Origin of the sequence: Arenimonas sp. MALMAid1274 (assembly GCF_049195245.1) — a bacterium.
Classification (GTDB): domain Bacteria; phylum Pseudomonadota; class Gammaproteobacteria; order Xanthomonadales; family Xanthomonadaceae; genus Arenimonas.
In genome coordinates this window covers 76,615-100,802 of sequence record NZ_JBMIRR010000026.1, presented here as the reverse complement: position 1 = coordinate 100,802, position 24,188 = coordinate 76,615, and the positions used below count along the sequence as shown (strand labels likewise).

The 24,188-nt window shown below is 69.3% G+C and carries 20 protein-coding genes and 1 tRNA gene; 17 read left to right on the top strand and 4 right to left on the bottom strand.

The genetic code is table 11. From position 1 onward, the window contains the following. Positions 1–87: 87 nt before the first annotated feature. From ACOQFR_RS06905 to ACOQFR_RS06890, 4 genes are all read left to right on the top strand, one after another. Entirely contained in the window at positions 88–1,767 is a 1,680-nt protein-coding gene (locus ACOQFR_RS06905; protein ID WP_421380002.1) for an ArnT family glycosyltransferase, read from the top strand. Positions 1,768–1,852: 85 nt separating this feature from the next. Then, the gene (locus tag ACOQFR_RS06900) at positions 1,853–3,613 is read left to right on the top strand and encodes an ArnT family glycosyltransferase (RefSeq protein WP_421380000.1); all 1,761 of its coding nucleotides are present in this window, start codon (positions 1,853–1,855) and stop codon (positions 3,611–3,613) included. A 92-nt stretch (positions 3,614–3,705) separates the two neighbouring features. Continuing rightward, on the top strand, positions 3,706–5,085 hold the full coding sequence (gene trkA, locus ACOQFR_RS06895; RefSeq protein WP_421379997.1) for a Trk system potassium transporter TrkA: 1,380 nt from the start codon (positions 3,706–3,708) through the stop codon (positions 5,083–5,085). Continuing rightward, positions 5,082–6,539, top strand: a complete 1,458-nt coding sequence (locus tag ACOQFR_RS06890; RefSeq protein WP_421379995.1) for a potassium transporter TrkG — start codon at positions 5,082–5,084, stop codon at positions 6,537–6,539. The genes trkA and ACOQFR_RS06890 overlap by 4 nt, the downstream gene beginning before the upstream one ends. Here the strand turns inward: ACOQFR_RS06890 and ACOQFR_RS06885 are convergent. Genes ACOQFR_RS06885 through ACOQFR_RS06875 form a run of 3 tightly spaced genes read right to left on the bottom strand, consistent with a single transcriptional unit; the run spans position 6,514 to position 9,458 of the window. After that, positions 6,514–8,022 (bottom strand): PH domain-containing protein, encoded by a 1,509-nt coding sequence (locus ACOQFR_RS06885; RefSeq protein ID WP_421379992.1) that lies wholly within the window; start codon positions 8,020–8,022, stop codon positions 6,514–6,516. The two genes, ACOQFR_RS06890 and ACOQFR_RS06885, sit on opposite strands and share 26 nt — an antisense overlap. Further along, positions 8,006–8,536, bottom strand: a complete 531-nt coding sequence (locus tag ACOQFR_RS06880; RefSeq protein WP_421379990.1) for a PH domain-containing protein — start codon at positions 8,534–8,536, stop codon at positions 8,006–8,008. Before ACOQFR_RS06880 ends, ACOQFR_RS06885 begins: the two co-directional genes overlap by 17 nt. Positions 8,537–8,546: 10 nt before the next feature. After that, positions 8,547–9,458 (bottom strand): lipid A biosynthesis lauroyl acyltransferase, encoded by a 912-nt coding sequence (locus ACOQFR_RS06875; protein ID WP_421379988.1) that lies wholly within the window; start codon positions 9,456–9,458, stop codon positions 8,547–8,549. A 51-nt stretch (positions 9,459–9,509) separates the two neighbouring features. Between ACOQFR_RS06875 and dtd the strand changes: the two genes are divergently transcribed. The 5 genes from dtd (at position 9,510) to ACOQFR_RS06850 (ending at position 15,629) form a co-directional block, all read left to right on the top strand. Further along, complete coding sequence (gene dtd / locus ACOQFR_RS06870; RefSeq protein ID WP_421379987.1) at positions 9,510–9,947, top strand: D-aminoacyl-tRNA deacylase; 438 nt, start codon at positions 9,510–9,512, stop codon at positions 9,945–9,947. 110 nt (positions 9,948–10,057) lie between these two features. Then, complete coding sequence (rpoD, locus tag ACOQFR_RS06865) at positions 10,058–11,902, top strand: RNA polymerase sigma factor RpoD (RefSeq protein WP_421379985.1); 1,845 nt, start codon at positions 10,058–10,060, stop codon at positions 11,900–11,902. 151 nt (positions 11,903–12,053) lie between these two features. Then, positions 12,054–13,541 (top strand): glucan biosynthesis protein, encoded by a 1,488-nt coding sequence (locus tag ACOQFR_RS06860; protein WP_421379983.1) that lies wholly within the window; start codon positions 12,054–12,056, stop codon positions 13,539–13,541. Next, positions 13,538–15,496: a glucans biosynthesis glucosyltransferase MdoH gene (mdoH, locus tag ACOQFR_RS06855; RefSeq protein WP_421379981.1), complete on the top strand. Its 1,959-nt coding sequence runs from the start codon at positions 13,538–13,540 to the stop codon at positions 15,494–15,496. The genes ACOQFR_RS06860 and mdoH overlap by 4 nt, the downstream gene beginning before the upstream one ends. Positions 15,497–15,553: 57 nt before the next feature. Beyond that, a tRNA-Ile gene (locus tag ACOQFR_RS06850) sits at positions 15,554–15,629 on the top strand. Positions 15,630–15,721: 92 nt separating this feature from the next. Here the strand turns inward: ACOQFR_RS06850 and ACOQFR_RS06845 are convergent. Beyond that, positions 15,722–15,994 carry a Rap1a/Tai family immunity protein gene (locus ACOQFR_RS06845; RefSeq protein ID WP_421380643.1) on the bottom strand — a complete coding sequence of 91 codons (273 nt, stop codon included), beginning with the start codon at positions 15,992–15,994 and terminating at the stop codon, positions 15,722–15,724. A gap of 31 nt (positions 15,995–16,025) precedes the next feature. Between ACOQFR_RS06845 and ACOQFR_RS06840 the strand changes: the two genes are divergently transcribed. From ACOQFR_RS06840 to ACOQFR_RS06805, 8 genes are all read left to right on the top strand, one after another. Continuing rightward, on the top strand, positions 16,026–17,930 hold the full coding sequence (locus ACOQFR_RS06840; RefSeq protein WP_421379979.1) for an RHS repeat domain-containing protein: 1,905 nt from the start codon (positions 16,026–16,028) through the stop codon (positions 17,928–17,930). A gap of 1,269 nt (positions 17,931–19,199) precedes the next feature. Continuing rightward, positions 19,200–20,210 (top strand): energy transducer TonB, encoded by a 1,011-nt coding sequence (locus ACOQFR_RS06835; protein ID WP_421379977.1) that lies wholly within the window; start codon positions 19,200–19,202, stop codon positions 20,208–20,210. 117 nt (positions 20,211–20,327) lie between these two features. Next, positions 20,328–20,537, top strand: coding sequence for a hemin uptake protein HemP (gene hemP / locus ACOQFR_RS06830; RefSeq protein ID WP_421379975.1), 210 nt, complete (start codon positions 20,328–20,330; stop codon positions 20,535–20,537). Positions 20,538–20,610: 73 nt separating this feature from the next. Further along, positions 20,611–21,111, top strand: a complete 501-nt coding sequence (locus ACOQFR_RS06825; RefSeq protein ID WP_421379973.1) for a Hemin transport protein — start codon at positions 20,611–20,613, stop codon at positions 21,109–21,111. A 30-nt stretch (positions 21,112–21,141) separates the two neighbouring features. Beyond that, the gene (locus ACOQFR_RS06820) at positions 21,142–22,008 is read left to right on the top strand and encodes an ATP-binding cassette domain-containing protein (RefSeq protein ID WP_421379971.1); all 867 of its coding nucleotides are present in this window, start codon (positions 21,142–21,144) and stop codon (positions 22,006–22,008) included. After that, on the top strand, positions 22,001–22,804 hold the full coding sequence (locus ACOQFR_RS06815; RefSeq protein WP_421379969.1) for a hypothetical protein: 804 nt from the start codon (positions 22,001–22,003) through the stop codon (positions 22,802–22,804). The genes ACOQFR_RS06820 and ACOQFR_RS06815 overlap by 8 nt, the downstream gene beginning before the upstream one ends. Then, positions 22,804–23,508 carry a hypothetical protein gene (locus ACOQFR_RS06810; protein ID WP_421379967.1) on the top strand — a complete coding sequence of 235 codons (705 nt, stop codon included), beginning with the start codon at positions 22,804–22,806 and terminating at the stop codon, positions 23,506–23,508. Before ACOQFR_RS06815 ends, ACOQFR_RS06810 begins: the two co-directional genes overlap by 1 nt. Then, positions 23,505–24,176, top strand: coding sequence for an alpha/beta hydrolase (locus tag ACOQFR_RS06805; protein WP_421379965.1), 672 nt, complete (start codon positions 23,505–23,507; stop codon positions 24,174–24,176). The genes ACOQFR_RS06810 and ACOQFR_RS06805 overlap by 4 nt, the downstream gene beginning before the upstream one ends. Positions 24,177–24,188: the final 12 nt, after the last annotated feature.

Here is a 24,188-nt window from a genome sequence, read left to right as displayed (position 1 = left end):
TGCCAGCATCCGGGCTGGCCACCACCCGCCGACGCAAGGATGCCTTCCATCGAGTCGACGTACGCCCCAGCCGCTGCCCGCGCTTCCATGACGGCCCCCGAACGACGCCAGGCCTGGATTTTTTTCGCAGTCGCGCTGGGCGTGATCGCGGTCGGCTTCGGCCTGCGCGAACCCTGGCCCGCGGACGAGCCGCGCTTCGTGCTGGTGGCCCGGCAGATGCTGCTCAGCGGCGAGTTCCTGTTCCCGCACCGCGGCATCGAGCTGTATCCCGACAAGCCGCCGCTGTATTTCTGGCTGCTGGCGATGGCGCACGGCGTGGTAGGCAGCTGGCGCTGGAGTTTCCTGCTGCCTTCGCTGCTGTCGGCAATGGGCACGCTGGTGCTGACCTGGGACCTGGCGCGCCGGCTGTGGACACCGCGCGCCGCCCTATGGGCGGCGGTGGCGGTGCTGGCCAGCTTCCAGTTCGTCTACCAGGCCAAGCGCGCGCAGATCGATCCGACCCTGGTGCTGTTCACCACGCTGGCGCTGTACGGGCTGTGCCGGCACCTGTTGCTGGGGCCGCACTGGCGCTGGTTCTGGCTGGGCTGTTTTTCCGCGGGCCTGGGCGTGATCAGCAAGGGCGTGGGTTTCCTGCCGCTGCTGGCGCTGCTGCCCTTTGCGCTGATGGCGCGGCGCGGCTGGGATGGCCTGGCGCCGCTGGGCGCGGGCAACCGTCTGCGATGGACGGGCGGCGCGGTGGCGTTCCTGGCCGCGATCTCGATCTGGCTCGGGCCGCTGCTGTGGGTGGCGCTGCGCAGTGGCAATCCCGAACACGCGGCCTACCTGGACAACATCCTGTTCAAGCAGACCGCGCAACGGTACGTGGATCCCTGGCACCACTACGAACCGGCCTGGTATTTCCTCGAAGTCGTCGCGCTTTACTGGCTGCCGTTCTCGCTGGCCTTGCCCTGGCTGCTCAAGCCCTGGGCACAGGCCTGGCGCGCCCGCGATGCCCGCACCTGGCTGCCGCTGGCCTGGGCGCTGATGGTCATCGCCTTCTTCAGCGCCAGCGCCGGCAAGCGCGACATGTACATCCTGCCGGCGCTGCCGGCGATGGCGCTGGCCGCCGCGCCCTATCTGGACGCAATCACGCAGCGCACCGGCTTCCGGCGACTGCTGCTGGCTTTCGTGGTGGTGCTGGCGGGCATCCTGCTGGTGGGGGGCGCCTGGGCGCTGTGGGGCTCGCCGCGTTTCGAAGTTCGGCTGGTGGACGAGCGCGGCCTGGGCAGCGAGGCCGCCTGGCTCTGGGGGATGCTGGCCACGGTCGGCGGCCTGGGCCTGGCCTGCGCGCTGTGGTGGCGTACCCGCGGCGCGCTGCAGGCCTGCGCGCTGCTGATGGTGCTGCTGTGGTCTGGATACGGCCTGGTGGTGCACCCGCTGCTGGATGACGAAAATTCCGCGGCGGGCGTGATGCAGCGTGCGCGCGCCGTCGCCGGACCGGACACCGGCATCGGCCTGGTCGGATGGCGAGAACAGAACCTGCTGCAGGCGGTGGGCCCGGTGACCGAGTTCGGATTCCGCGTGCCACCGGCGCAGCAGCTGGCGCGCGCGCTGGACTGGGCGCGCGCAGACGCGAGCCGACGCCTGCTGGTGCAGGACATGCGGGCCCTGGCTTGCCTGCGGCTGCAGGAAGGTCCCGACGCGGTCCGCATCGGCACCGCCAACCGCCGCCAGTGGTGGCTGGTGACGCCCGCCGCGGCGCGCGACTGCAAGCTTCCCATGCCCTGAGCACGGGGCAGCGCGGCCCGCCGCGCTTGGCGCTGGGGCCCGATGCCGGAATAATCGCGGCTCCCCCGCCGTCCGCCGCGCGCCCATGCCCAGTCTCCGCAACCTGCAGTCTCCCGGCGCGGCCCGCGACCTGGCCTGGCTTTTTTTTGTTGCCTTCGTGGTGATCGCCAGCGGCCTGGGCCTGCGTGATCCCTGGCCCACCGACGAGCCGCGTTTCGCGATGCTGTCCCAGCACATGGTGGACACCGGCCGCTGGTTGTTCCCCGAGCGCGGCGGTGAACTGTATTCGGACAAGCCGCCGGTCTTCATGTGGCTGCAGGCCATGGCCATCCAGCTCACCGGCGGCCTGCGCACGGGCTTCCTGCTGCCCTCGCTGCTGGCCAGCCTGGGCAGCCTGGCGCTGGTGTACGACCTGGGCCGCCGGCTGTGGACGCGCCGCGTCGGTCTGTACGCGGCCTGGCTGCTGCTGTTCGCGCTGCAGTTCACCTTCCAGGCCAAGCGCGCGCAGATTGATCCGGTGGTGGTGTTCCTGATCACGCTGGCCAACTACGGCCTGATCCGGCACCTGCTGCGCGGGCCGGACTGGCGCATGTGGTGCCTGGGCTGGTTCGCCGCGGGCCTGGGCACGGTGACCAAGGGCGTGGGTGCGCTGGCGCTGCTGATGCTGCTGCCCGCGGCGATCGTGGCGGCCCTGCGCTGGCGCGGCATCGCCTTGGGCGGCTGGCGCGGCTGGCTGCTGGGTCCGCCGGCCTTCGTGCTGGCCACGGGCGTGTGGCTGGTGCCGATGCTGTGGGCCGTGGCCACGCGCGGTGATCCCGCGCTGCACGACTACGTGCGCACGATCCTGTTCCACCAGACGGTGAACCGGTACTCCGATTCCTGGGACCACTTCGAGCCGTGGTGGTACTACCTGGGCGTGATGCTGACCCTGTGGCTGCCGGCGGCGCTGGCGCTGCCCTGGGCATTGCCCGCCTGGTGGCGCCGGCTTCGCCGCCAGGACGCGCGCTACCTGCTGCCGCTGGCCTGGACCGTGTTGATCGTCGTGTTCTTCTCGATCCCGTCGGGCAAGCGCGACGTGTACATCATGCCGGCGCTGCCGATGGTGTGCCTGGCGCTGGCACCGCTGATGGCGGGCCTGCTGCGCCGGCGTGGGCCGCAGCGCCTGGCGCTGGCCTTCGTGGTGACGCTGGGCTCGCTGCTGCTGGTGGCCGGGCTGGCGGTGCTGCTCGGCGATCCGGGCTTCGAACGCAAGCTGATGCAGGAACGCGGCGCCACGGCGGGCGAGATGGCCCGCCTGGCGTGGATGCTGGTGGTCGTGGGCGCCTGGGCCTGGGCCTGCGTGGCCTGGTTCCGGCGCGCGCGCGCACCGCTGGCCGTGGCCTGGATGCTGGGCGGCCTGTGGGTGGCCTACAGCTTCATGGCCTACCCGGTGCTGGATCGCCACAGCTCGCCGCGGCAGCTGATGGCCGACGTCGCCGCGCGCATCGGACCCCAGGCCGAACTGGGCCTGGTGGCCTGGCGCGAGCAGATGGTGCTGGTGGCCGGCCGTCCGGTGCAGACCTTCGGCTTCGGCAAGCAGGCCTCGTGGGGCCGGCCCTGGTACCAGCAGTGGAACGACGCCGCCGACTGGCAGCGCGAACAGCCCGCGCAGCGCTGGGTGCTGTCGCTGGAGCTGGCCATGCCCGACTGCGTGGACCGCGACCAGGCCGTACTGGCCGGTATCGCCAACCGCCGCCGCTGGTGGCTGGTGCCCGCCGCGGCGGTGCCGGCCGGCTGCGAGGCCCCGGTGGTGACGCGGCCCACGTATGCCGGCACCGACGATGCCGGCGCCGACGACGACGAATGAGGTCCGGCCGGCAAGCCCGGCCGCCGCACCGTCGGGCTTCCCGCTAGACTAGCGGCGTCGCGCAGGCTGCGCGCGCAAGGGCATCTGGTCACATGAAGATCCTCATCCTCGGCGCGGGGCAGGTCGGCACCTCGGTGGCGTCGGCGCTGGCGTCGGAGAACAACGACATCACCGTCGTGGACACCGACCACAACCGCCTGCGCGAACTGGCCGAGAAGCTCGACATCCGCACCGTGGTCGGCCACGCCTCCCTGCCCAGCGTGCTGGCCCAGGCCGGCGCGGAAGAGGCCGAGCTGCTGGTGGCCGTGACCTCCAGCGACGAAGTGAACCTGATCGCCTGCCAGGTCGCCCAGCACCAGTTCCGCACGCCCACGCGCGTGGCCCGGCTGCGCGAGGCGCAGTACCTGGAAGTGGCCTCGCTGGCCGACCCCGCGCACTCCGCGGTCAGCGCCGCGATCAGCCCGGAACAGCTGGTCTGCCGCCACGTCGAGCGGCTGATCGAATACCCCGGCGCACTGCAGGTGCTCGACTTCGCCGACGGCCGCGCCCAGCTGGTGGCGGTGCGCGCGGTGCCGGGCGGCGCCCTGGTCGGCCACGAGATCCGCGACCTGCGCGACCACCTCCCCGCCGGCGTGGACGCCCGTGTGGCCGCGATCTTCCGCAAGGGCAAGCCGGTCAAGCCCGAGGGCAACACCGTGATCGAAGTGGACGACGAGGTGTTTTTCCTCGCCGACCGAAAGAACATCCTGACCGTGATGGGCGAGCTGCGCCGGCTCGACCCTCGCCCCGTGCGCCGCCTGCTGATCGCCGGCGGCGGCAATATCGGCCGCAACCTGGCCCGCAGCCTGGAAAGCCGCTATTCGGTGAAGGTGCTCGAGCGCTCGCGCGAGCGCGCCCGCGGCATCGCCGAGGACCTGCTGAACTCGATCGTGCTGGTCGGCGACTGCGCCGACGAGGACCTGCTGCGCGAGGAGAACATCGACCAGACCGACGTCTACTGCGCGATGACCAACGACGACGAGGCCAACATCCTCTCGGCGATGCTGGCCAAGCGCATGGGCTGCCCGCGCGTGGTCGCGCTGATCAACCGGCCCTCGTATGCCGAGCTGGTGGAGGGCGGCACCATCGACATCGCGGTCAGCCCGCAGCTGGTGACTCTGGGCGCGCTGCTGGCGCATATCCGCGAAGGCGCGCCGGCGCGCGTGTACTCGCTGCGCCGCGGCGCCGCCGAAGCCATCGAGGCCGTGGTGCGCGGCGACCGCCGCACGTCGCAGGTGGTGGGCCGCGCTCTGGACGAACTGGAGCTGCCGCCGGCCACCACCATCGGCGGCATCGTGCGCGGCGACAAGCTGCTGATCGCCCACCACGACGTGGTGATCGAGCCCGGCGACCACGTCATCCTGTTCGTGATGGACAAGCGCGAGATGGCCAAGGTGAGCGCGCTGTTCCAGACCGGGGCCACCTGGCTGTGAGCCTTCGCTTCCGCGCCATCCAGCGCATCCTGGGCGTCATCATCGTGCTCTCGTCGCTGACCAAGCTGCCGCCGGCGCTGCTGGCCATGGCCTGGGGCGAGGAGGGCACGGTGCACGTGTTCACCGGCAGCTTCCTGGTCAGCTTCCTGATCGGCGTGGCGCTGTGGGTGCCGGTGCGGCACGTGAACTACGAGATGCGCCTGCGGGACGGCTTCCTGATCGTCACCATGACCTGGGTGTTCGCCAGCCTGGTGTCGGCGCTGCCCTTCGTGCACGGCCCGCCCTACCTGAGCTACACCGACGCGATCTTCGAGGCCACCTCGGGGCTGACCACCACCGGCGCCACCGTCATCAACGGGCTGGATGACCTGCCGCGCAGCGTGCTGTTCTACCGCCAGCTGCTGCAGTTCCTGGGCGGCATGGGCATCGTGATCCTGGCGGTGGCGATCCTGCCGATGCTCAAGATCGGCGGCACCCAGCTGTTCCGCGCGGAAAGCACCGGGCCGACCAAGGACACCAAGCTCACGCCGCGCATCGCCGAGACGGCGAAAGCGCTATGGGCGGTCTACTTCGGACTGACGCTGATGTGCGCGGCCTCGTTCTGGGTCGGCGGCATGAGCCTGTTCGACGCGATCGGCCACGCGATGTCCACGGTCAGCACCGGCGGCTTCTCGACCTACGACGCGGGCTTCGGCCGCTGGAACAGCCCGGTGCTGGAGTGGATCGCGATCGTCTTCATGATGCTGGGCGGCATCAACTTCGGCCTGCACTACATCGCCTGGCGACGGGCCTCGATGCAGGTCTACGGCTCGGATTCCGAGCTGCGCGCCTTCCTGCGCATCGTCGCCGGCGCCAGCCTGATCGTCGCGGCCACCCTGTGGCTGGGCGGCGACTACGCGGGCATGGGCGACGCGCTGCGCAACGCCACCTTCCAGGTCGTGTCCAACATCACCACCACCGGCTTCGTGGTGTCCGGGTTCGACCAGTGGACCGGGCCGGCGCCGTTCCTGGTGGTCACCATCGCCATCATCGGCGGCTGCGCCGGCTCCACCGTCGGCGGACTCAAGGTGGCGCGCGTGGTGATGGTGGTGCGGCAGGGCTACCGCGAGATCAAGCAGCTGGTGCATCCCAAGGCGCAGTTCCTGGTGAAGATGGGCGGCCGGCGCGTGTCCGAAAGCGTGGTGCTGTCGGTCAGCGGCTTCATCGCCATCTGGATGCTGTGCTTCGTGGTGCTGGTGATCGGCATGAGCGCGACCGGACTGGACCTTGAGAGTTCCTACGGTGCGGTGATGGCCACCCTGTCCAACTCCGGCCCGGGCCTGGGCGTGGTGGCCTACAGCTTCGCCTCGGTGAACGACGTGGCGACCTGGCTCGGCACCCTGGGCATGATCCTGGGCCGCCTGGAAGTGTTCTCGCTGCTGGTGCTGCTTACGCCGCAGTTCTGGCGGGAATAGGCGCGGCGTCCATGGCCGCCGCCAGGCGGTCGTGCAGGGCGCGGGCCTCGGCCTCGGGCAGGAAGCGGATGCGCAGCGGCGGATCGAAGGGGCTGGCGCCGGCGCTGTCCATCAACAGCGTGGCCATGCCGTAGCGGCGGTCGAAGGGCGACTGCGACAGCGTCAGCGACTGCAGCTTGCGCGTCTCGGCAAAGCGCCAGTGTTTGTCCAGCCAGCCTTCGCGCACCGCGATCAGGCCGCCTTCCTCGCTGTAGCCGGCATGCCGCGCCCAGATTCGCGCGCGCAGGTAGAATAGCGGCACCAGCGCCAGAGCGGCCAGGCCCCACGGGCCCTGGAACCAGGTCAGCGCCGCGGTCACCACCCCCGCCACCAGCGCCGGCAGCATGAACATGCGCCGCCACGCCAGCCGGTGCAGCCCGTGCCAGGCCTGCATCGGCCAGTGCGCGCGCGGCAGCAGGTGCCGTATCAGTGCGTCCAGCGCTTCGGGCGTGCCCACCGGACCCAGGTCGCGCACCGAACGCTGGTCGTTCACCGCTTCGATGGACGCGGTGTCCACGCGCAGGCTGCGGCGCCCGAACCAGCGGTGGGTGAGGCTTTCGCGCAGGCTCCAGGCCTGGATGCGCGAGCGCGGCATGCTGGCGCGCACGCGGGTCAGCAGGCCGCGCTGCGCGCTCAGCCGGGGCCCGTTCTCGGTCAGCGTGAAGCCGTGGTACTGCAGCAGTGCCCAGATCACCGACAGCACGCGCATCGCCACCAGTACCACCACCAGCACGGCCAGCAGGCCGACGATGCTGCCGACCACGCCCATGTGCAGCTCCTTGCCCCAGCCCAGCAGCCACTTGCCGGTGCCTTCGATGGCGTCGCCCAGCAGGTCCGAGCCGGTCTGGGCCAGCACGCCGAAGCCCGCCGCCACCAGCAGCATGCCGCGGTTGGAGATCAGGCCCAGCCGCACCACTTCGCTGGTGGGCAGGGACAGCAATTCATTGGTCGGCGATTCCACCGCCGGCTGGTCGCCCACCGGCGCGGCCTTGCCGTGGCTGCGCACCAGTTCCTCCAGCGCCTGCGCATCGGCCAGCGACAGCACGCGCATCTCGGCCTCGGGCCGCATGCCGCCCGCGGATTCCAGCCGAACCTCGGCCACCTTGAACACCCGGTGCAGCAGCGACTGGTGCAGGGCCACGTTGTGGATGCGCTGGAAGGGGATGTTGCGCAGGCTCTTCTGGAACACGCCGCTGCGGATGACGATGCCGTCGCCCTCGATGCGGAAGCGGTAGGTGAAGTACTGGGCCAGCGACAGCAGCACCAGCACGCCGGCGCCCACCAGGCCCCACAGCTCCCAGCTGTTGCCGCGGCCGGTGAACAGCAGCACCAGCAGTGGCAGCGCGAAGCTCTTGATCTGCAGGATCAGCACGAACAGCCACGACAGCGGGTGCAGCCGCCGCTCGTCGCCGCCCTCGACGATGGACTCAGAGGGGGTCGTCATGGCGCGCGGCCTCGGGCAGCAGGGCGTCGCGCAGGGCGACGGCGTCGGCGTCCACGAAGCCCGACTGCCGCAGCGCGTGCATGCGCGTACCGGCAGTGTGGGCCACCAGGGTCGCCAGCCCGAAGCGGCGCTCGATCGGGCCGCGCTCCAGGTCCAGGTGCTGCACGCGGGTGCGCGGCACCAGGGTTTCGCTCTGCCAGACCAGGCCGCGGCGCACCTGCAGTCCGCGCTCGTCCAGGCGCCAGCGGGTGCGGCGCCAGCGCGCGCGACCCCAGGCGGTGCCGATCAGTGCCAGCACCGCCAGCCACAGCAGGGCCAGGCCGATGCGCGCGGGCCAGCCATCCACCACCAGCGGCAGCAGGAAGGCAGCGCCGCCGCCCATCACCACCGCGCTGATCGCGCCGACGATGCCGGATACCGTGCGCGCCGCGTCGGGCAGCGGCTGCCATTCCGCGGGCAGGGTCACCGGAGGCTCGGGCGCCGGCAGCGGGGTGGACAGGTCGGGTTCGGTCATGGGCGCAGGCTCACCGGCAGTCGGGATGGTAGGGATTGGTTTCGCCGGAGCCCGGCGGACGCAGCGTGTACCGTTTGTAGGTCCACTGGTACTGCCGCAGGTCACGTGACGCAATCTCCTGCACCGCCGCGTTCATCGCCGCGGTGGCCACGGCCAGGTCGGGCGAGGCGATCTCGGGCGGGGCTGGGGCGTAGTGCAGGTCGAAGCCGCCGCCCTCGCGCCGCTCGGCGTAGGCGAACATCACCGTGGCGCCACTGCGTTCGGCCAGCCGCGGGATCAGGCTCAGCGTCAGCGCGGGTTTGCCGAAGAAGGGCGCGAACTCGCCGCTGCCCAGCTTGGGCTGCTGGTCGGGCGTGATGCCGACGATGCCGCCCTCGCGCAGCGCCTTCCACAGCGGCCGCATCGCGTTGGCCTCGGCCGGCACCAGGGTGATGTTGTCGCCGCCGCGCGCCAGCCGCAGGAACACGTCGCCGGCGCGGCTGTCGGGCACGCGGTACACCAGCGCGAATGGCGCCCGCGCCGCCATCACCTCGACCACCAGCTCCAGGTTGCCGTAGTGGGGTGCCGCGATAATCACGCCGCGCCCGGCCGCGATCGCCGCGTCCAGCAAGTGCCGGCCGTGCACCGCGTGCACCAGGGCCAGGTTGTCGGCGCGCGGGCGGGTCCAGATGCGCAGGGTCTCGACCGCGTTGCGGCCGGTCTGGCGCAGCACCTCGCGCACGGCCTGCTCGCGGGCGGCGCCGTCCTGGCCCGGCATCACGAGCTCGAAATTGCGGCGGGCCACCTTGGCCTCGCGCGTGTTGCGGCGGTAGGCCAGGCGTCCGAGGGCGTCGCCCAGGCGCAGCTGCCAGGCCAGCGGCAGGCGGCCCAGGCACCAGGCGGCGGCGAACATCAGGCGGCCGAGGGGGCGGGCAAGGCTCATGCCGCGAGTGTAAGGGAAGGCATGCGGCGTCCGTCCGCATACACTTCACGCATGATCGCCCTCATCCAGCGCGTCACCCAGGCCCAGGTCACCGTCGGCGACGACTGCGTCGGCCGGATCGGCCCCGGCCTGCTGGCCCTGGTGGCGGTGGAGCCGGGCGACGACGAGCCGCGGATCGCGCGCATGGCGCAGCGGCTGCTGGGCTATCGCGTGTTCGCCGATGCCGAGGGCCGCATGAACCGGTCCCTGGCCGACACCGGCGGCGGCCTGCTGCTGGTCAGCCAGTTCACCCTGGCGGCCGACACCGGGCGGGGCATGCGCCCCAGCTTCACCACCGCGGCCGCGCCCGAGGCCGCCCTGCAGGGCTTCGAGCGCCTGGTGGCCCTGTGCCGGCAGGCCCATCCCCGGGTTGAAACGGGCCGGTTCGGCGCCCACATGGTGGTGAGCCTGGCCAACGACGGCCCGGTCACCTTCCGCCTGCAGTCATGAGCGCGCCCCGAGCGGCGTCGTTTTCCCCCGGTTAATCAAATAGATATCCACGGGTAGGGCGCTCCTGTATACTGCGCGGTTCCATTTTCCCTGTTGCGGGATGCGTCTTCATGGCAACCGATCGTCCGGCCCAGTCCGAAATCAAGCAGCTGATCAGCAAGGGCCTGGAGCAGGGTTACCTGACCTATGCCGAGGTCAACGACCACCTGCCCGACGACATCGTCGATCCGGAACAGATCGAAGACATCATCGGCATGATCAACGGCATGGGCATCGAGGTGCACGAGGTTGCGCCCGACGCCGAGACCCTGCTGCTGTCGGACACGTCCAGCAGCCGCGAGTCCGACGAGACCGCCGCCGAGGAAGCCGCCGCCGCGCTGACCGCGCTGGACACCGAAGGCGGCCGCACCACCGACCCCGTGCGCATGTACATGCGCGAGATGGGCTCGGTCGAACTGCTCACCCGCGAAGGCGAGATCGCCATCGCCAAGCGCATCGAGGAAGGCCTCAACCAGGTCCACTCCTCGCTGGCCAGCTTCCCGTGGTCTATCCAGCTGCTGCTGGAGGACTACGACCAGCACCTGGAAGGCAAGAAGCGCCTGAATGAGGTCGTCGTCGGCTTCCTCGACATCGAGGAGCCGGCCGAAGTGATCCCCGAGGCCGCGCTGGACGAAGACGCCGAGATCGAAGAAACCGACGTGGTCGAGGGCGAGGACGGCGAAGAGACCGTCGTCGACACCGGCCCGGATCCGGCCGAGGTCGGCCGCCGGATGGACGCGCTCAAGGGCCTGTACACCAAGTTCCAGAAGTCGCACGCCAAGTACGGCGCCACCGACAAGAAGACCATCAAGGTCCGCGAGGAAATGGCCGCCGAGTTCCTGCGCCTGAAGCTGCCGCTGGCGCTGATGGACGCGTTCGTGCGCAAGCTGCGCGAAGTGGTCAACTCGATCAAGGAACACGAGCGCCGCATCCTCGACATCTGCACCCGCAACGCCAAGATGCCGCGCAAGGACTTCCTGCGCGCCTGGCCGGGCAACGAAATCAACCTGGACTGGGCCGACGACGTCATCCGTCGCAAGCAGAAGTGGTCCTCGGGCATGCGCGAGTTCAAGGACCTGATCATCGCCGAGCAGCACAAGCTGGTCGGCATCGAGCAGTCGCTGTGGCTGGGCCTGCCGGACATCAAGGAAATCAACCGCGCCATGGCCTACGGCGAGGCCAAGGCCCGCAAGGCCAAGAAGGAAATGGTCGAGGCCAACCTGCGCCTGGTCATCTCCATCGCCAAGAAGTACACCAACCGCGGCCTGCAGTTCCTCGACCTGATCCAGGAAGGCAACATCGGCCTGATGAAGGCCGTGGACAAGTTCGAGTACCGCCGCGGTTACAAGTTCTCCACGTATGCCACCTGGTGGATCCGCCAGGCCATCACCCGCTCGATCGCCGACCAGGCGCGCACCATCCGCATCCCGGTGCACATGATCGAGACGATCAACAAGCTCAACCGCATCTCGCGCCAGATGCTGCAGGAAATGGGCCGCGAGCCCACGCCCGAAGAGCTGGCCAAGAAGATGGAGATGCCGGAAGACAAGATCCGCAAGGTGCTCAAGATCGCCAAGGAGCCCATCTCGATGGAGACTCCGATCGGCGACGACGAAGACAGCCACCTGGGCGACTTCATCGAAGACACCAGCATCGAGTCGCCGATCGAGGCCACCACCAACCTGGGCCTGATGGAAACCGTGCGCGACGTGCTGGCCGGCCTGACGCCGCGCGAAGCCAAGGTGCTGCGCATGCGCTTCGGCATCGACATGAACACCGATCACACGCTGGAAGAAGTCGGCAAGCAGTTCGACGTCACCCGCGAGCGCATCCGCCAGATCGAAGCCAAGGCGCTGCGCAAGCTGCGTCATCCGACGCGTTCGGAACAGCTGCGTTCCTTCCTCGACCTCGAGTAAGGCGTCACGGCCGCGTGAAAGGGTGCCTGCCGCAAGGGCGGCACCCGGGCCTGCGCTGAACGGACACCCACTGTAGCGCAACGGCACTAAGGCGTTGCTCATCCGCGCCTTTCTAGACTCTCGCCACCGAGTCTCCCCCAAGGCGTCCTGCTTGCACCGTCGTGACCTGCTGAAGTTTGCGTCCCTGTTCCCCCTGCTTGCCGCCTCGGGCGTGAGCGGGGCGGCGGAGCCGTTCGACGCGCAGGCCGTGGTGGCCAAGGCCCGGGCGCTGGCGGCCTCGCCCTTCCGCGCGCCCGAAGGCCAGCTGCCGGCCTCGCTGCGCGGCATCGGCTACGACCAGTACCGCGACATCCGCTTCCGCCCGGCCAAGGCCCTGTGGCGCGGGCAGGGCCTGCCCTTCCAGGCGCAGTTCTTCCACCGCGGCTACCTGTTCATGGACCGCGTGGATCTGTCGGTGGTGCAGGGCGGCCAGGCCTGGCCGATCGCCTACGACCCGGCCCTGTTCGAGTTCGGTCCGCAGCCGGTGCCCTCGGGCGACCTGGGCTTCGCCGGCTTCCGGCTGCATGCGCCCATCAACGTGGCCGGCCGCTTCGACGAGGTCTGCGCCTTCCTGGGCGCCAGCTATTTCCGCGCGGTGGGCCGCGACCAGCGCTACGGCCTGTCCGCGCGCGGGCTGGCCCTGGCCTCGGGCGAACAGCACCCGGAGGAATTCCCGGTGTTCCGCGCCTTCTGGATCGAGCAGCCGGCGGCCGGCGCGACCGCGCTGGTGGTGCACGCGCTGATGGACGGCCCCAGCGCCGCGGCGGCGTTCCGCTTCGAGATCCATCCGGGCGCGGACACCCGCTTCGACACCCGCATGCACCTGTTCCCGCGCGTGGACCTGGATCGCGCCGGCATCGCGCCGCTGACCAGCATGTTCCACTTCACCGACGGCGACGGCCAGCACGTGGACGACTTCCGTCCCGCAGCGCATGACTCCGACGGCCTGGCCCTGCACACCGGCCGCGGCGAACAGGCCTGGCGCCCGCTGCGCAACCCGCCGCGGGTGCGCCTGAGCCACTTCCAGGATACGTCGCCGCGCGGTTTCGGCCTGATGCAGCGCAAGCGCGATTTCGCCGATTTCGCCGACCTCGAAGCCGGCTACGAACATCGCCCCAGCCTGTGGGTCGAGCCGGTCGGCGACTGGGGACCGGGCGCGGTGGTGCTGGTGGAGATCCCGACCGGCCACGAATACCAGGACAACATCGTCGCGTTCTGGCGGCCGGCGCAGCCGCTGGCGGCGGGCCGCGAGCACAGCTTCGAATACCGGCTGCACTGGGGCCCGCCCAAGGCCTGGCAGGACCGCCTGGCCACGGTGGCCGACACCCGCGTCGGCGCCGGCACGCAGCCGGGCCTGCGCCGCTTCGTCGTGGACTTCCAGGGCGCGGCGCTGGACGGCGCGGACAAGCTGCAGGCGCTGGTGGAAACCAGCCGCGGCCAGGTGCTGCGCCCGCAGGCGCAGGCCAACCCCGAAACCGGCGGCTGGCGCATCAGCTTCGAATTCGCGCCCGAAGCCGGCGCCGACGCCGAGCTGCGCGCGCTGCTGCGCGACGGCCGCGAAACCCGTTCCGAAACCTGGCTTTACCGGTGGGCCGCATGAACCTCCCGCACTCCCCGTCTCCCACCTTCCCCGCGGGCGCCGACTGGCTGCCGCCGGAGTCGCCGCTGGCCATGCCGGTGCAGGCGCTGGACCAGCCGGGTGAAACCGATGTGCCCCTGCCCAGCGCACCGCGGCACATGGCGGCGCGCCGGCTGTTCGTGCTCGGCGGCGGCATCGCGCTGACCCTGGCCGCGGCGGTGCCGGTGCTGTCCACCCTGCGTCGCGACGGGCTGGTGCTGCTTGAACTGCTGACGCTGCTCATGTTCCTGGTGCTGTTTGCCTGGATCGCGGTGTCCTTCCTCAGCGCGGTGGCGGGCTTCGTGCTGGTGCTGTCGCGCGGCGACCGCCGGCTGGGCATCGATGCGCCGGCGCTGCCGGTGCTGGCCACGCGCACCGCGCTGCTGGTGCCCACCTACAACGAAGACCCCGCGCGCCTGCTGGCCGGCGTACAGGCCATCGCCGAATCCCTGCACCACACCGGCCAGGCCGCGGCCTTCGACCTTTATGTGCTCAGCGACACCACGCGCCCCGCGATCGCGCAGGACGAGGCCCGCGAGTTCCGCGCGCTGTGCGCGCGCCTGGACGGCGTGGCCAACGTCTACTACCGCCGCCGCGAGCGCAACGTCGGCCGCAAGGCCGGCAACATCGCCGAGTGGGTGCGCCGCTTCGGCGCCGCCTATCCGCAGATGCTGATCCTGGACGCCGACAGCCTGATGTCCGGCGACACCGTGGTGCGGCTGGCGGGTGCGATGGAGCGGCATCCCGACGTCGCGCTGATCCAGACGCTGCCCAGCATCGTCAACGGCCGCACCCTGTTCGCGCGCATGCAGCAGTTCGCCTCGCGCGTGTACGGACCGGTGCAGGCGCACGGCATCGCCTGGTGGCAGGGCGCGGAAAGCAACTACTGGGGCCACAACGCCATCATCCGCACCGAGGCCTTTGCCGCGCATGCGGGCCTGCCCGAACTCACCGGGCCCACGCCTTTCGCCGGCGCGGTGCTGAGCCACGACTTCGTCGAAGCCGCGCTGCTGCGCCGCGGCGGCTGGGCCCTGCACATGGTGCCGGGGCTGGGCGGCAGCTACGAAGAAGGCCCGCCGTCGCTGGGCGACATGCTGATCCGCGACCGCCGCTGGTGCCAGGGCAACCTGCAGCACGGCGGCGTGCTGGGCGCGCGCGGCCTGCACTGGGTCAGCCGCGTGCATCTGGCCATGGGCATCGTGCAGTACCTGGTGTCGCCGCTGTGGGCCATGCTGATGATCGCCGGCCTGGCGATCCCGCTGCTGCAGGGCCTGTTCGGCACCTCGCAGATCAACCTGGATGCCTGGGCCACGCAGCTGTCGTGGCTGGGCAACCGCGACGCGCTGCTGCAGGTGTTCCTGCTGACCATGGCAATGCTGCTGGTGCCCAAGCTGCTGGGCCTGGCTGCCACGATGCGCGACGCCCGCACCCGCCGCGACTGTGGCGGCGTGCTGCGCGCCTCGGCCGGCGTGCTGATCGAATCCCTGCTCACCGCGCTGATCGCGCCGGTGACCATGTACATGCATTCGCGCGCCGTGGCCGAAGTGCTGGCCGGCCAGGACTCGGGCTGGAACCCGCAGCGCCGCGACGACGGCAGCGTGCCCTGGTCCGACCTGGTGCGCGACTACGGCGGCCTGAGCGTGTTCGGCGCCCTGATCGGCGCGATGGCCTACGCCGCCTCGCCGGCGCTGGCGGCGTGGATGCTGCCGGTGATCATCGGCATGGTGCTGGCCATTCCGGTGGCCAAGCTGACTTCGTCGTTGCGCGTGGGCGGCTGGCTGCGCCGCCACCGGCTGCTGATGACGCCGGAGGAGCGCCGGCCGCCGGCGGTGCTGGCGCGGGCGATGCAGTTGCGGCGGCAGCAGCCTGCGGAGGAATTCGCGACCGGGTTGGGCGTGGACGCGACACAAGAGCCCGTCGCCGAACTGGTGTCCTGACGCACGCCGAGGCGGACGGGCCGGGTTGGCGCCCTGATAAGCTATGGCCGCCGTGCAGGGCCTATAGCTCAATGGTTAGAGCAGGGGACTCATAATCCCTTGGTTCCAGGTTCGAGTCCTGGTGGGCCCACCACATGGAAGGTCGGGGTTCGCGCGTCGCTTCGGGCGCTGGCTCGCTTACTGAGGGAGCGGGCGCGGTATTTCGGATAGCGCCCGGCTGGCTGTCTATTTGTCGGGGCAGGGGTAGGCTGCCGATAGAGCGCTTAGTAGGTCCGAGGCGGCATCTTCATGCCCCTTCGCCGGGTTCTCGGCTGCCCACTTGAGAAACACTCTGGCCAACTGAACGTTGTCAGCCTTGTCTGGCCAACATACGGCCTCAAACGGGAGGGCCCAAGCGTTCATGTTGTAACCAGAGCGAAATCCTGCAACGTAAGCCGCGCAAGACAGTTGTGAGCTCGTTTGCGCCGACCCGGAAAGGCCCGAACAGAATTCTTCCAGCTATGACGCCCGCAGCCGCCTCACCGACCTGATGTTCCCCGATGGCAATGGCAACCAGCTCTGGACCTACACGCCCGATGGCCTGCCGGCGACCGTCAACACCTGGAACAACGGCGGCACCACGGTGCTGACCAACAGCTACGTCTACAACAACCGTCGCCTGCTGACGGGCGAGTCCATCGCCCAGCCGGGCTGGTACACCTGGGGCCTGGGCTACGGCTATGACGCCAATGGCACCTTGGCCTCGCAGAGCTACCCGACCGGCCTGATCATCGCCTACGCCCCCAACGCCTTGGGCCAGGCCACCCAAGCCGGCCCCTACGCTACCGGCGTGCAATACCACCCCAACGGCGCGATCAAGCAGTTCACCTACGGCAACGGCCTGGTGCACACGATGGTGCAGAACGCCCGCCAGCTGCCCTACAGCAGCACGGACAGCGGCGGCGCGCTCAGTCAGCAGTACAACTACGACGCCAATGGCAATGTCGAGGCCATTCTCGACAGCCTCGATGGCGCGCGTAACCGCTGGATGGGCTATGACGAGCTTGATCGTCTGACCATGGCCGCCTCGGCCAGCTTCGGCGGCTCCGACCACACGCACCGGTTTACTTACGACGCTCTTGACAACCTGCGCTCTTGGAAACACCCGGGCGTGAAGGACTTCGCGAACTACGACTATGACGTCAACCAACGCCTGACCGGCCTCCGCAACACGGGCGGCACTGCCCTTCACACGATGGCCTACGACGTACAGGGCAACGTCACGTCCAAAGACAGCCAGGGCTTCACGTTCGACTATGGCAACCGCCTGCGGGCCACGACCGGCACGGGCGCGGAGAGCTACCGCTACGACGCCTACGGCCGCCGGGTGCAGACGACCCAGACCGCGAGTGGTGCCCGCACACTGTGGCAGTACGCCCAGAACGGTCAGCTAATGTTCTCGTCTAAGCTGCCGGTGGGCGGCGGCCAAACGACGCATGAGAACGTTTACTTGGGCGGCAGCCTGGTAGCGATCATTGATCACGACTGGCCGAGCAACGCGATTACGGGATTGAAGTACCAGCACACCGACGCCCTGGGCAGCCCGGTGGCGGAGACGAACGCGTCTGGCGTGGTGACGAACCGGATCAAGTACGACCCCTATGGAGGGTCGATCGGCACGGCGGTAAATGGCATGGGCTACACCGGCCATGTGATGGACGCGGGGACTGGGCTCACGTACATGCAGCAGCGCTACTACGATCCCCAGATTGGGCGATTCCTATCGATAGATCCGATCATGTCGGATATCCAAAGTGGATGGAATTTCAACCGGTACAATTACGCAGCCAATAACCCTTACGCGTTCACTGATCCGGATGGACGTCAGATATGTAGACGCACAATAGGGGAGAACTGTTATGTGCCGCCGCCTATGCCGGCACATTGGGGGGGAGGCGGATCTGGTGACTTTCAGCTTGGCGGGTCGGCAAAACCGAGTGCGCGAAACGAATCGAAAGCAAAGAAGGCGTCCGCATACGATGTCGGTGAGTCCGCTGATGGCTGCGGCGGTTTGGACGATTATTGTGGGCCGCAATGGCGTGATGGCAGCAATTTAAGGGAAGCACTACTTTGGTCAGCTGGAGGCGGGGTCGCCGCCGAAGCACAGCTCATCTACAGAACTGGAAAGCAAGGTCTAAAAGCTGGTACCGGCGCTGCGGCAGCCACATGGAAGAACATCAGCTTCGACGGCCCCAACGGTGGTGGAAAACATCTCAATGGAAGGCTTTTTGGCGCGCGATGGAAAGGTGGTGTTTATGGAGTGCGCCTTGATCTTCACGAGATCAGAAAATATGGACCCCGGCCGGTTCTGCATATAAACTACGGCCCATCAAATTTGCCGGAAAGCAAGCAAGGGCACCTGATACTCTTCGATTTTAATAAGCTGCCTTGGTAGACGCGCGTTATGGACGAAGTCAGCAACCAGTTACGGCATATCGGCGAGTCCTTGGCTCGGCTGGTCGCGAGTGAGCCTACTGACAAGCGAACGCTTGAGGAATGGATGACCCGATCACGTCTGCTGGCAGACGATGCGGATCGGCTGGTGCGTCAAGGAGTAGGCATGCCCGAGCTTTTCTATCACTATCTGTTTGATGCTGACATACGCCTAAAGGACAAGCGCTATTCGCACATTCAGATGCCAAGAGTAATTCGGTTGGCAAAAATGTTGAGCTCGGGGAGTTTGGACGGAGTCGACGACATTTAATTGTCGTCATCGTTTTAGCTCTCTTTCGGAGAGCCCTGACATCGTGGAATCTAAGATTCCCTGAGCTGACTCATTGCCCCTTCCCCGTGACGTGCACCAAAAGACCTCACCTCAACCTCACGGGGGTATTCGGCGGGTCCGATGATCGTCGCAATCGAAGCCCACTTAAGTTGGAGCCGAAGCGAGACCGAACCGGAAATACTTTGGGAGCATGCGGGCGCCGCAGAAGGCGAAGGATTCCGCGTGTAGAGCCTTTCAGCCGATCTATGTGACGGCTGGTGGGACCTATACCTCGCCCCAGGGATTTCCACCCGGCCCAGCGTGCCTGCCGGAACGCGACAACGAGGCGGATGAAGCGTCCAGAAGTGTTGAGGGCGAAACACTGACGCTCGCCTGCCTCCTGCTCGGGGCGTGAGGGTTGGGCGCCCCCCTTACACAGGCCGGGCTTGTAACGGCCGAAGCGCTGGCCAACCCAAATGTGTCGTGCTCGATCGGTGGTCGGGTATCCTCACCAATCAGCCTTCGCTGCCCAACGATTTGCGGGTACCTGAGCGGGTACGGGAGCCCCGGGGCTGCAGAGAACATCAAGCCCGTCCCGTTCCCGGCAATCGTCTCGAAAGTGAGTAAGAATGCGAGTAACAAGGCAAGTCTCCGCAAGAATAGTTCCGAAAGATCAATAGCCTACAATGGATATGCGGTTGCTGGTGGGCCCACCAAGTTCATGCGCAGCGGTCTGCTGTCGGATCGAGCGAACAGCCTAAGCCGTGTGAGTTGTTCTTCCGATTTTCTTGATCGCTCTTACGGGACAATGCGGAAAACCCTCAGCCCCACGTCGCCCCCACTTGTCCCGTTAGCAACGCCCTACAGCTTTTGCGACACACGTCGCATCCCGCCCGCGCCGCCGCAGTATTCCCGTAACCGACGCCCCCCATGCTGTCGGGCTGTAACCGGGGATACACCATGCACCGCCACCACCCACGCCACGCCTTGGCCCTCGCCCTGATGCTCGCGGTCGCCGCCGGCTGTTCGCAGGAAGCGCCGACGCCTGCGGCATCGTCCACTACGCCCCCGGCGCAGGCCCCCGCTGCGCCGACGCCGCCGGCCATCACCGACGAGGCCGGCCTGCGCGCCGCCGCTGCCAAGGCGCTGGCCGAACAGCGCATCTACACCCCCGCCGGCGACAACGCGATCGAGCACTACCTCGCGCTGCGGTCGCTCAAGCCGGACGACGGCGCACTGGCCATCGCCCTGCTCGAGCTGCTGCCCTACGCGCTGATCGGCAGCGAACAGGCCCTGGCCCGCGGCGACCTGGGCGAAGCGCGTCGCCTGCTCGACATCGTCGAGCGGGCCGACCCGCAGGCACCCGCGTTGACGCGCCTGCGCGACAGCCTGGTCGCCGCCGAAGCCGCGGCGGTGCAGCGTGCGGAGGCCGAAGCGCAGGCCCTGGCCGCCCGTGAAGCGCAGGCTCTGGCTGATGCCGAGGCCGCGCGGACCGCAGCGGCCACGCAAGCCGCCGCACCTCCACCGACCGCGCCCACGGCCACTCAACCTGCGCAGGCCACCACGACGGCGTCGCCCGCGATCACGACACCCGCGCCCGCCACCGCCGGGCCCGCGCCCGCCGCGGCCCCACCCACACCACCGCCGGCACCGCAGACCGCGGCCGCCGCACCGGCACCCGCGCCCACCGCATCCGCCCCCGCCGCACGCGCCGCCATTCCCCGCCTGCTCAGCGCCCCCAGCCCGCGCTACCCGCTGATGGCGCAGCGCCGCAAGCTCGAAGGCGACGTCACCGTAGAGTTCACCATCCAGCCCGACGGCAGCGTCGCGGCGCCGCGCGTGGTCTCGACCACCTCGCCCGGCCAGTTCGAGGAAGCCGCGCTGGTCGCCGCCTCGCGCTGGCGCTTCGAAACCGGCCCCGCGCCGGTCAAGACCACGCGCGTCGTCCAGTTCCGTCTGCCCCGCAGCTGATCGCGCGCGAGTCGCAATGCCCCTGGCCCCGCAACTGATCAGAGGAAGGGCAGGGCGGCCGCTTGACATGCAAATGCGAATCATTATCATCAAAGCCGTCCACCCCAGGAGGCTGCCATGGCCATGATCCGTCCCCGCGATCCCCAGCCCGTCGTGCCGCCGCAGCCGCAGGCCGCGCCCGCGCCCGCGACGCAGACTCCCGCCGACCAGGCGCAGTTCGACAGCCGCGAGCTGATGCGGGGCGCCCGCGAGGTGCTGATCCGCCACGCCGGCCAGGTCTACCGCCTGCGCCACACGCGCAACGACAAGCTGATCCTGGTCAAGTAAGTCCCTCTCTCTCCCCGGTCGCCCGCCCCAGATCGCTGGACGCCAGCCCCGCCGGCCCACCCGGGAACATCCCATGGTGCCGATCCTTTCGCGCGACCCGATCACCGCGCCTGCCGCGCCCGGCCTGTCGGCCTGCACGCCCGAAGCGCTGTCGGCGCTGGGCCCCTTGCTGTGCCTGCACGATGCCGCCGACCCGCACCTGCTGTCGGGCTGGACCCGCGCCGTGCGCGTACACGCCGCCATCCGCCTCGACAGCGACGGCCCCTGCGAATCGCTGCACTTCTACGATGCCTGCGGCCAGGCCTGCTGGCGCCTGCACCTGCTGCCCGACAGCGACTGCCACGCTTGGGAACACCTGCTGGCCCGCCTGCCGGTGCACACCGACGGCGACGCCGCGCCCCGCACGGGCCTGTTCGGCAGGAAGCACGCCGCAGCCCCGCGCTGGCGCGCCTGCGCGCTGCGCCTGCACGCGCTGCCCGAAGAGCGCAGCCCGCTGCGCCTGGCGGCCACCGATGTGCGCCTCTCGCCCCTCGGCCGTGGCTGCGCGCAGCGCCTGATCCGCCAAGCCGGCTAGAATCGCCCGAGCACACCGCCCGGGGCAGACGTGATCCAGATCGACGGCATTTCTTTCGGCTACCGCAGGAACCGGCTCTACCAGGATTTTTCGCTGCAGCTGGCCGAGCCGGGCGTGTACGGCGTGTTCGGCCGCAACGGCAGCGGCAAGTCCACCCTGCTCAAGATGCTGGCCGGCCTGCTTTTCCCGCAGCGCGGCCGCATCCGCGCGCTGGGCCACGAACCCCGGCGCCGGCATCCGGACTACCTGGCCCAGGTCTACCTGGTGCCGGAAGAATTCCACCTGCCCAACCTCAGCGCCCGCGCGCTGGCGCGCACGCATGCCGGCTTCTACCCGCGCTTCTCGGCCGCCGCCTTCGCCGACTACCTGCGCGTGTTCGAACTGGCCGACGACCACGCCTTCGGTGAAATGAGCCTGGGCCAGAAGAAGAAGGCCGCGATGGCTTTCGCGCTGGCCACCTTCACTCCGCTGCTGCTGCTCGACGAGCCCACCAACGGCCTGGACATCCTGGGCCGCGACCAGTTCAAGGACATCGTGGCGCGGCCCGAGCAGCGCCAGCGCACCGTGCTGATCAGCACGCACCAGGCGCACGACCTGGAGCGCATCATGAGCCACATCCTGTTCATCGATACGGCAGCGCTGGCGCTGTCGGCCACGATGGCCCAGCTGTCGCAGGCGCTGACCATGGGCGTGGCCCCGGATGCTGCGGCCCTGGCGGCCATGCCCGAGCCGATCTACAGCGAGCCCATGGGCGACCAGCGCGCCTACGTGGCCGCCAACCCGGGCCAGGCCGCGGGCACCGTGCACCTGGAGCTGCTGTGCAAGGCGCTGAGCCGCAACAAGGACGGCGTGCTGGCCGCCCTGCGCGCCGCGCAGCGGGAGCCGGGCCATGTTTGACCTGCGCCGCTTCCTCCGCCTGGCCGCCGCGCAGTGGGCGGAGTACCGCAAGACCTACGCCTGGTTCCTGGGCATCGGCATCATCGTGCACTTCGTGCTGGTGCTGGCGCTGCTGTCCGGCGACGGTTTCCGCATGCTCAACACCGACGGGCAGGGTGCGATCTATTTCGCCGGCCTGTACCTGACCGCGCCGATCTTCGCGGCGCGCTATTTCCAGGCCATGTCGCGGCCCGAGTCGGCGCTGGTGGCGCTGATGCGGCCCGCCTCGGCCTTCGAGAAGTGGCTGCTGGCGCTGATCGTGGTGGCGGTGGCGTATCCGGTGGCGTACACGCTGGCCTATTACGTGTGCAACGTCCCCGCGTCTTGGCTGGCCGCCACGGCGGCGTCCGAAGAATTGGCGCGGCAGGCGGGGGCCGCCGGTACCTATCCGGTCGACAGCCTGCAGCCGGCCAGGTTCCGGCTGTTCCATGTCTGGAACGAGTTGGAAGGCGCGCTGGACTGGACGCCGGTGCTGCTCAGCCTCACCGCGGTGCAGGCCTTCGGCGTGCTGGGCAGCCTGTACTTCCGCAGCATGCCCTTCATCAAGACCATACTCGCGGGCTTCGTGCTGCTGTTGTTGAGCATCCTGGTGTCGGCGGTGCTGCAGGGCCGGCCGGAGACGTTCTTCGGATTCTGGCGCGACAACGCCGTGATCGGCGGCTGGCAGGCGGTGTACGTGCCGCTGGTGTGGTTCGGGGTGCCGGCGCTGCTGTGGCTGGGCTGCCTGTTCGCCCTGCGGGAAAGGGAGCTGGCCTGATGAAATTCACCACCGCCAGTTTCCTCGCCGCTGCGGCCTTGTTCCTGGGCGCGATGGCGCTGCCGCGCTTCGAGGAGCCGCCGCCGGAATCCCGCTCGCTGGATTTCAGCGGCGTCGACACCCTGCGGGTGGATTCGACGCTGCAGGCCAACGTCGTGTTTTCCCGCGGCGCGCCGCAGGTCAGCCTGCCGATGACCGAGGACGCCACGCTCACCGTACAGCGCGAGGGACGCGTGCTGGTCATCAAGGCCACCGGCAGGCCCTATCACGACCTGCAGATCACCGCGCCGATCGACCTGGCCCGGGTCGAGGGCGGCAATCTCTCGCTCACCGCGAAGGTCCCCATGCAGTCGCTGGCCGTGGCCAGCACGGACCAGGTGGACTGGGAAGGTGACATCGCCGAGCTCCAGGTGCGTGCCGCGCGCCCGGCCAGCCGCTGCCCCCACCGGGATTGCTACGGTGGCGTCAACATCGAGGATGGCCGTATCGGCCAGCTGGACGTGTCCATCACGGCAGGCGTGGTGATCCTCGGCGCGCCCGACGACGTGGGCACCGCGCGCCTGCGGCTGGGTCCGAAGGCCCGCTTCACGCTGTCCAACGCCACGCGCCTGGCCGATGTGCAGCTGCTGCCCTACGACGCCGCCGAAACGCCACCCGCCCCGGCCCCCGAAACACCAGCCGCCCCCACGAAGATCGCCGAATGAGCCTGCTCGAATCCGTCGAACACCAGACCGGCCCCGAGCCGCGCTTCACCATCCTGTGGCTGCACGGCCTGGGCGCCGACGGCCATGACTTCGCGCCGATCGTGCCCGAACTGCTGCGCGTGGGCTGGCCCGAGCTGCGCTTCGTGTTCCCGCACGCGCCCGTGCGCGCGGTGACCATCAACAACGGCGCGCGCATGCGCGCCTGGTACGACATCCGCAACTTCGATCTCGACCAGCGCGCCGACGAGACCGGCGTGCGCGAGTCGATCGCCCAGGTCGAGGCCCTGATCGCGCGCGAAGGCGAACGCGGCGTGCCGCCGGACCGCATTATCCTGGCCGGCTTCTCGCAGGGCGGCGCGATCGCGCTGGCCGCGGGCGTGCGGCGCGAGGCGGCGCTGGGCGGCATCCTGGCGCTGTCCACCTACCTGCCGATGGCCTCGACCACCGCCGCCGAGGCCACGCGCGCCGGGCTTTCCACGCCGGTATTCATGGCGCACGGCCAGCTGGACCCGGTGGTGCCCGAAAGCCTGGGCCAGCGCAGCCGCGACGCGCTGCTGGCGCTGGGCATGCAGATCGACTGGCGCAGCTACGCCATGCCGCACAGCGTCTGCGCCGAGGAAGTGCGCGACGTCGGCGACTGGCTGCAGCAGCGTTTCCTGGCGGCCTGAGCGCGCAGCCTG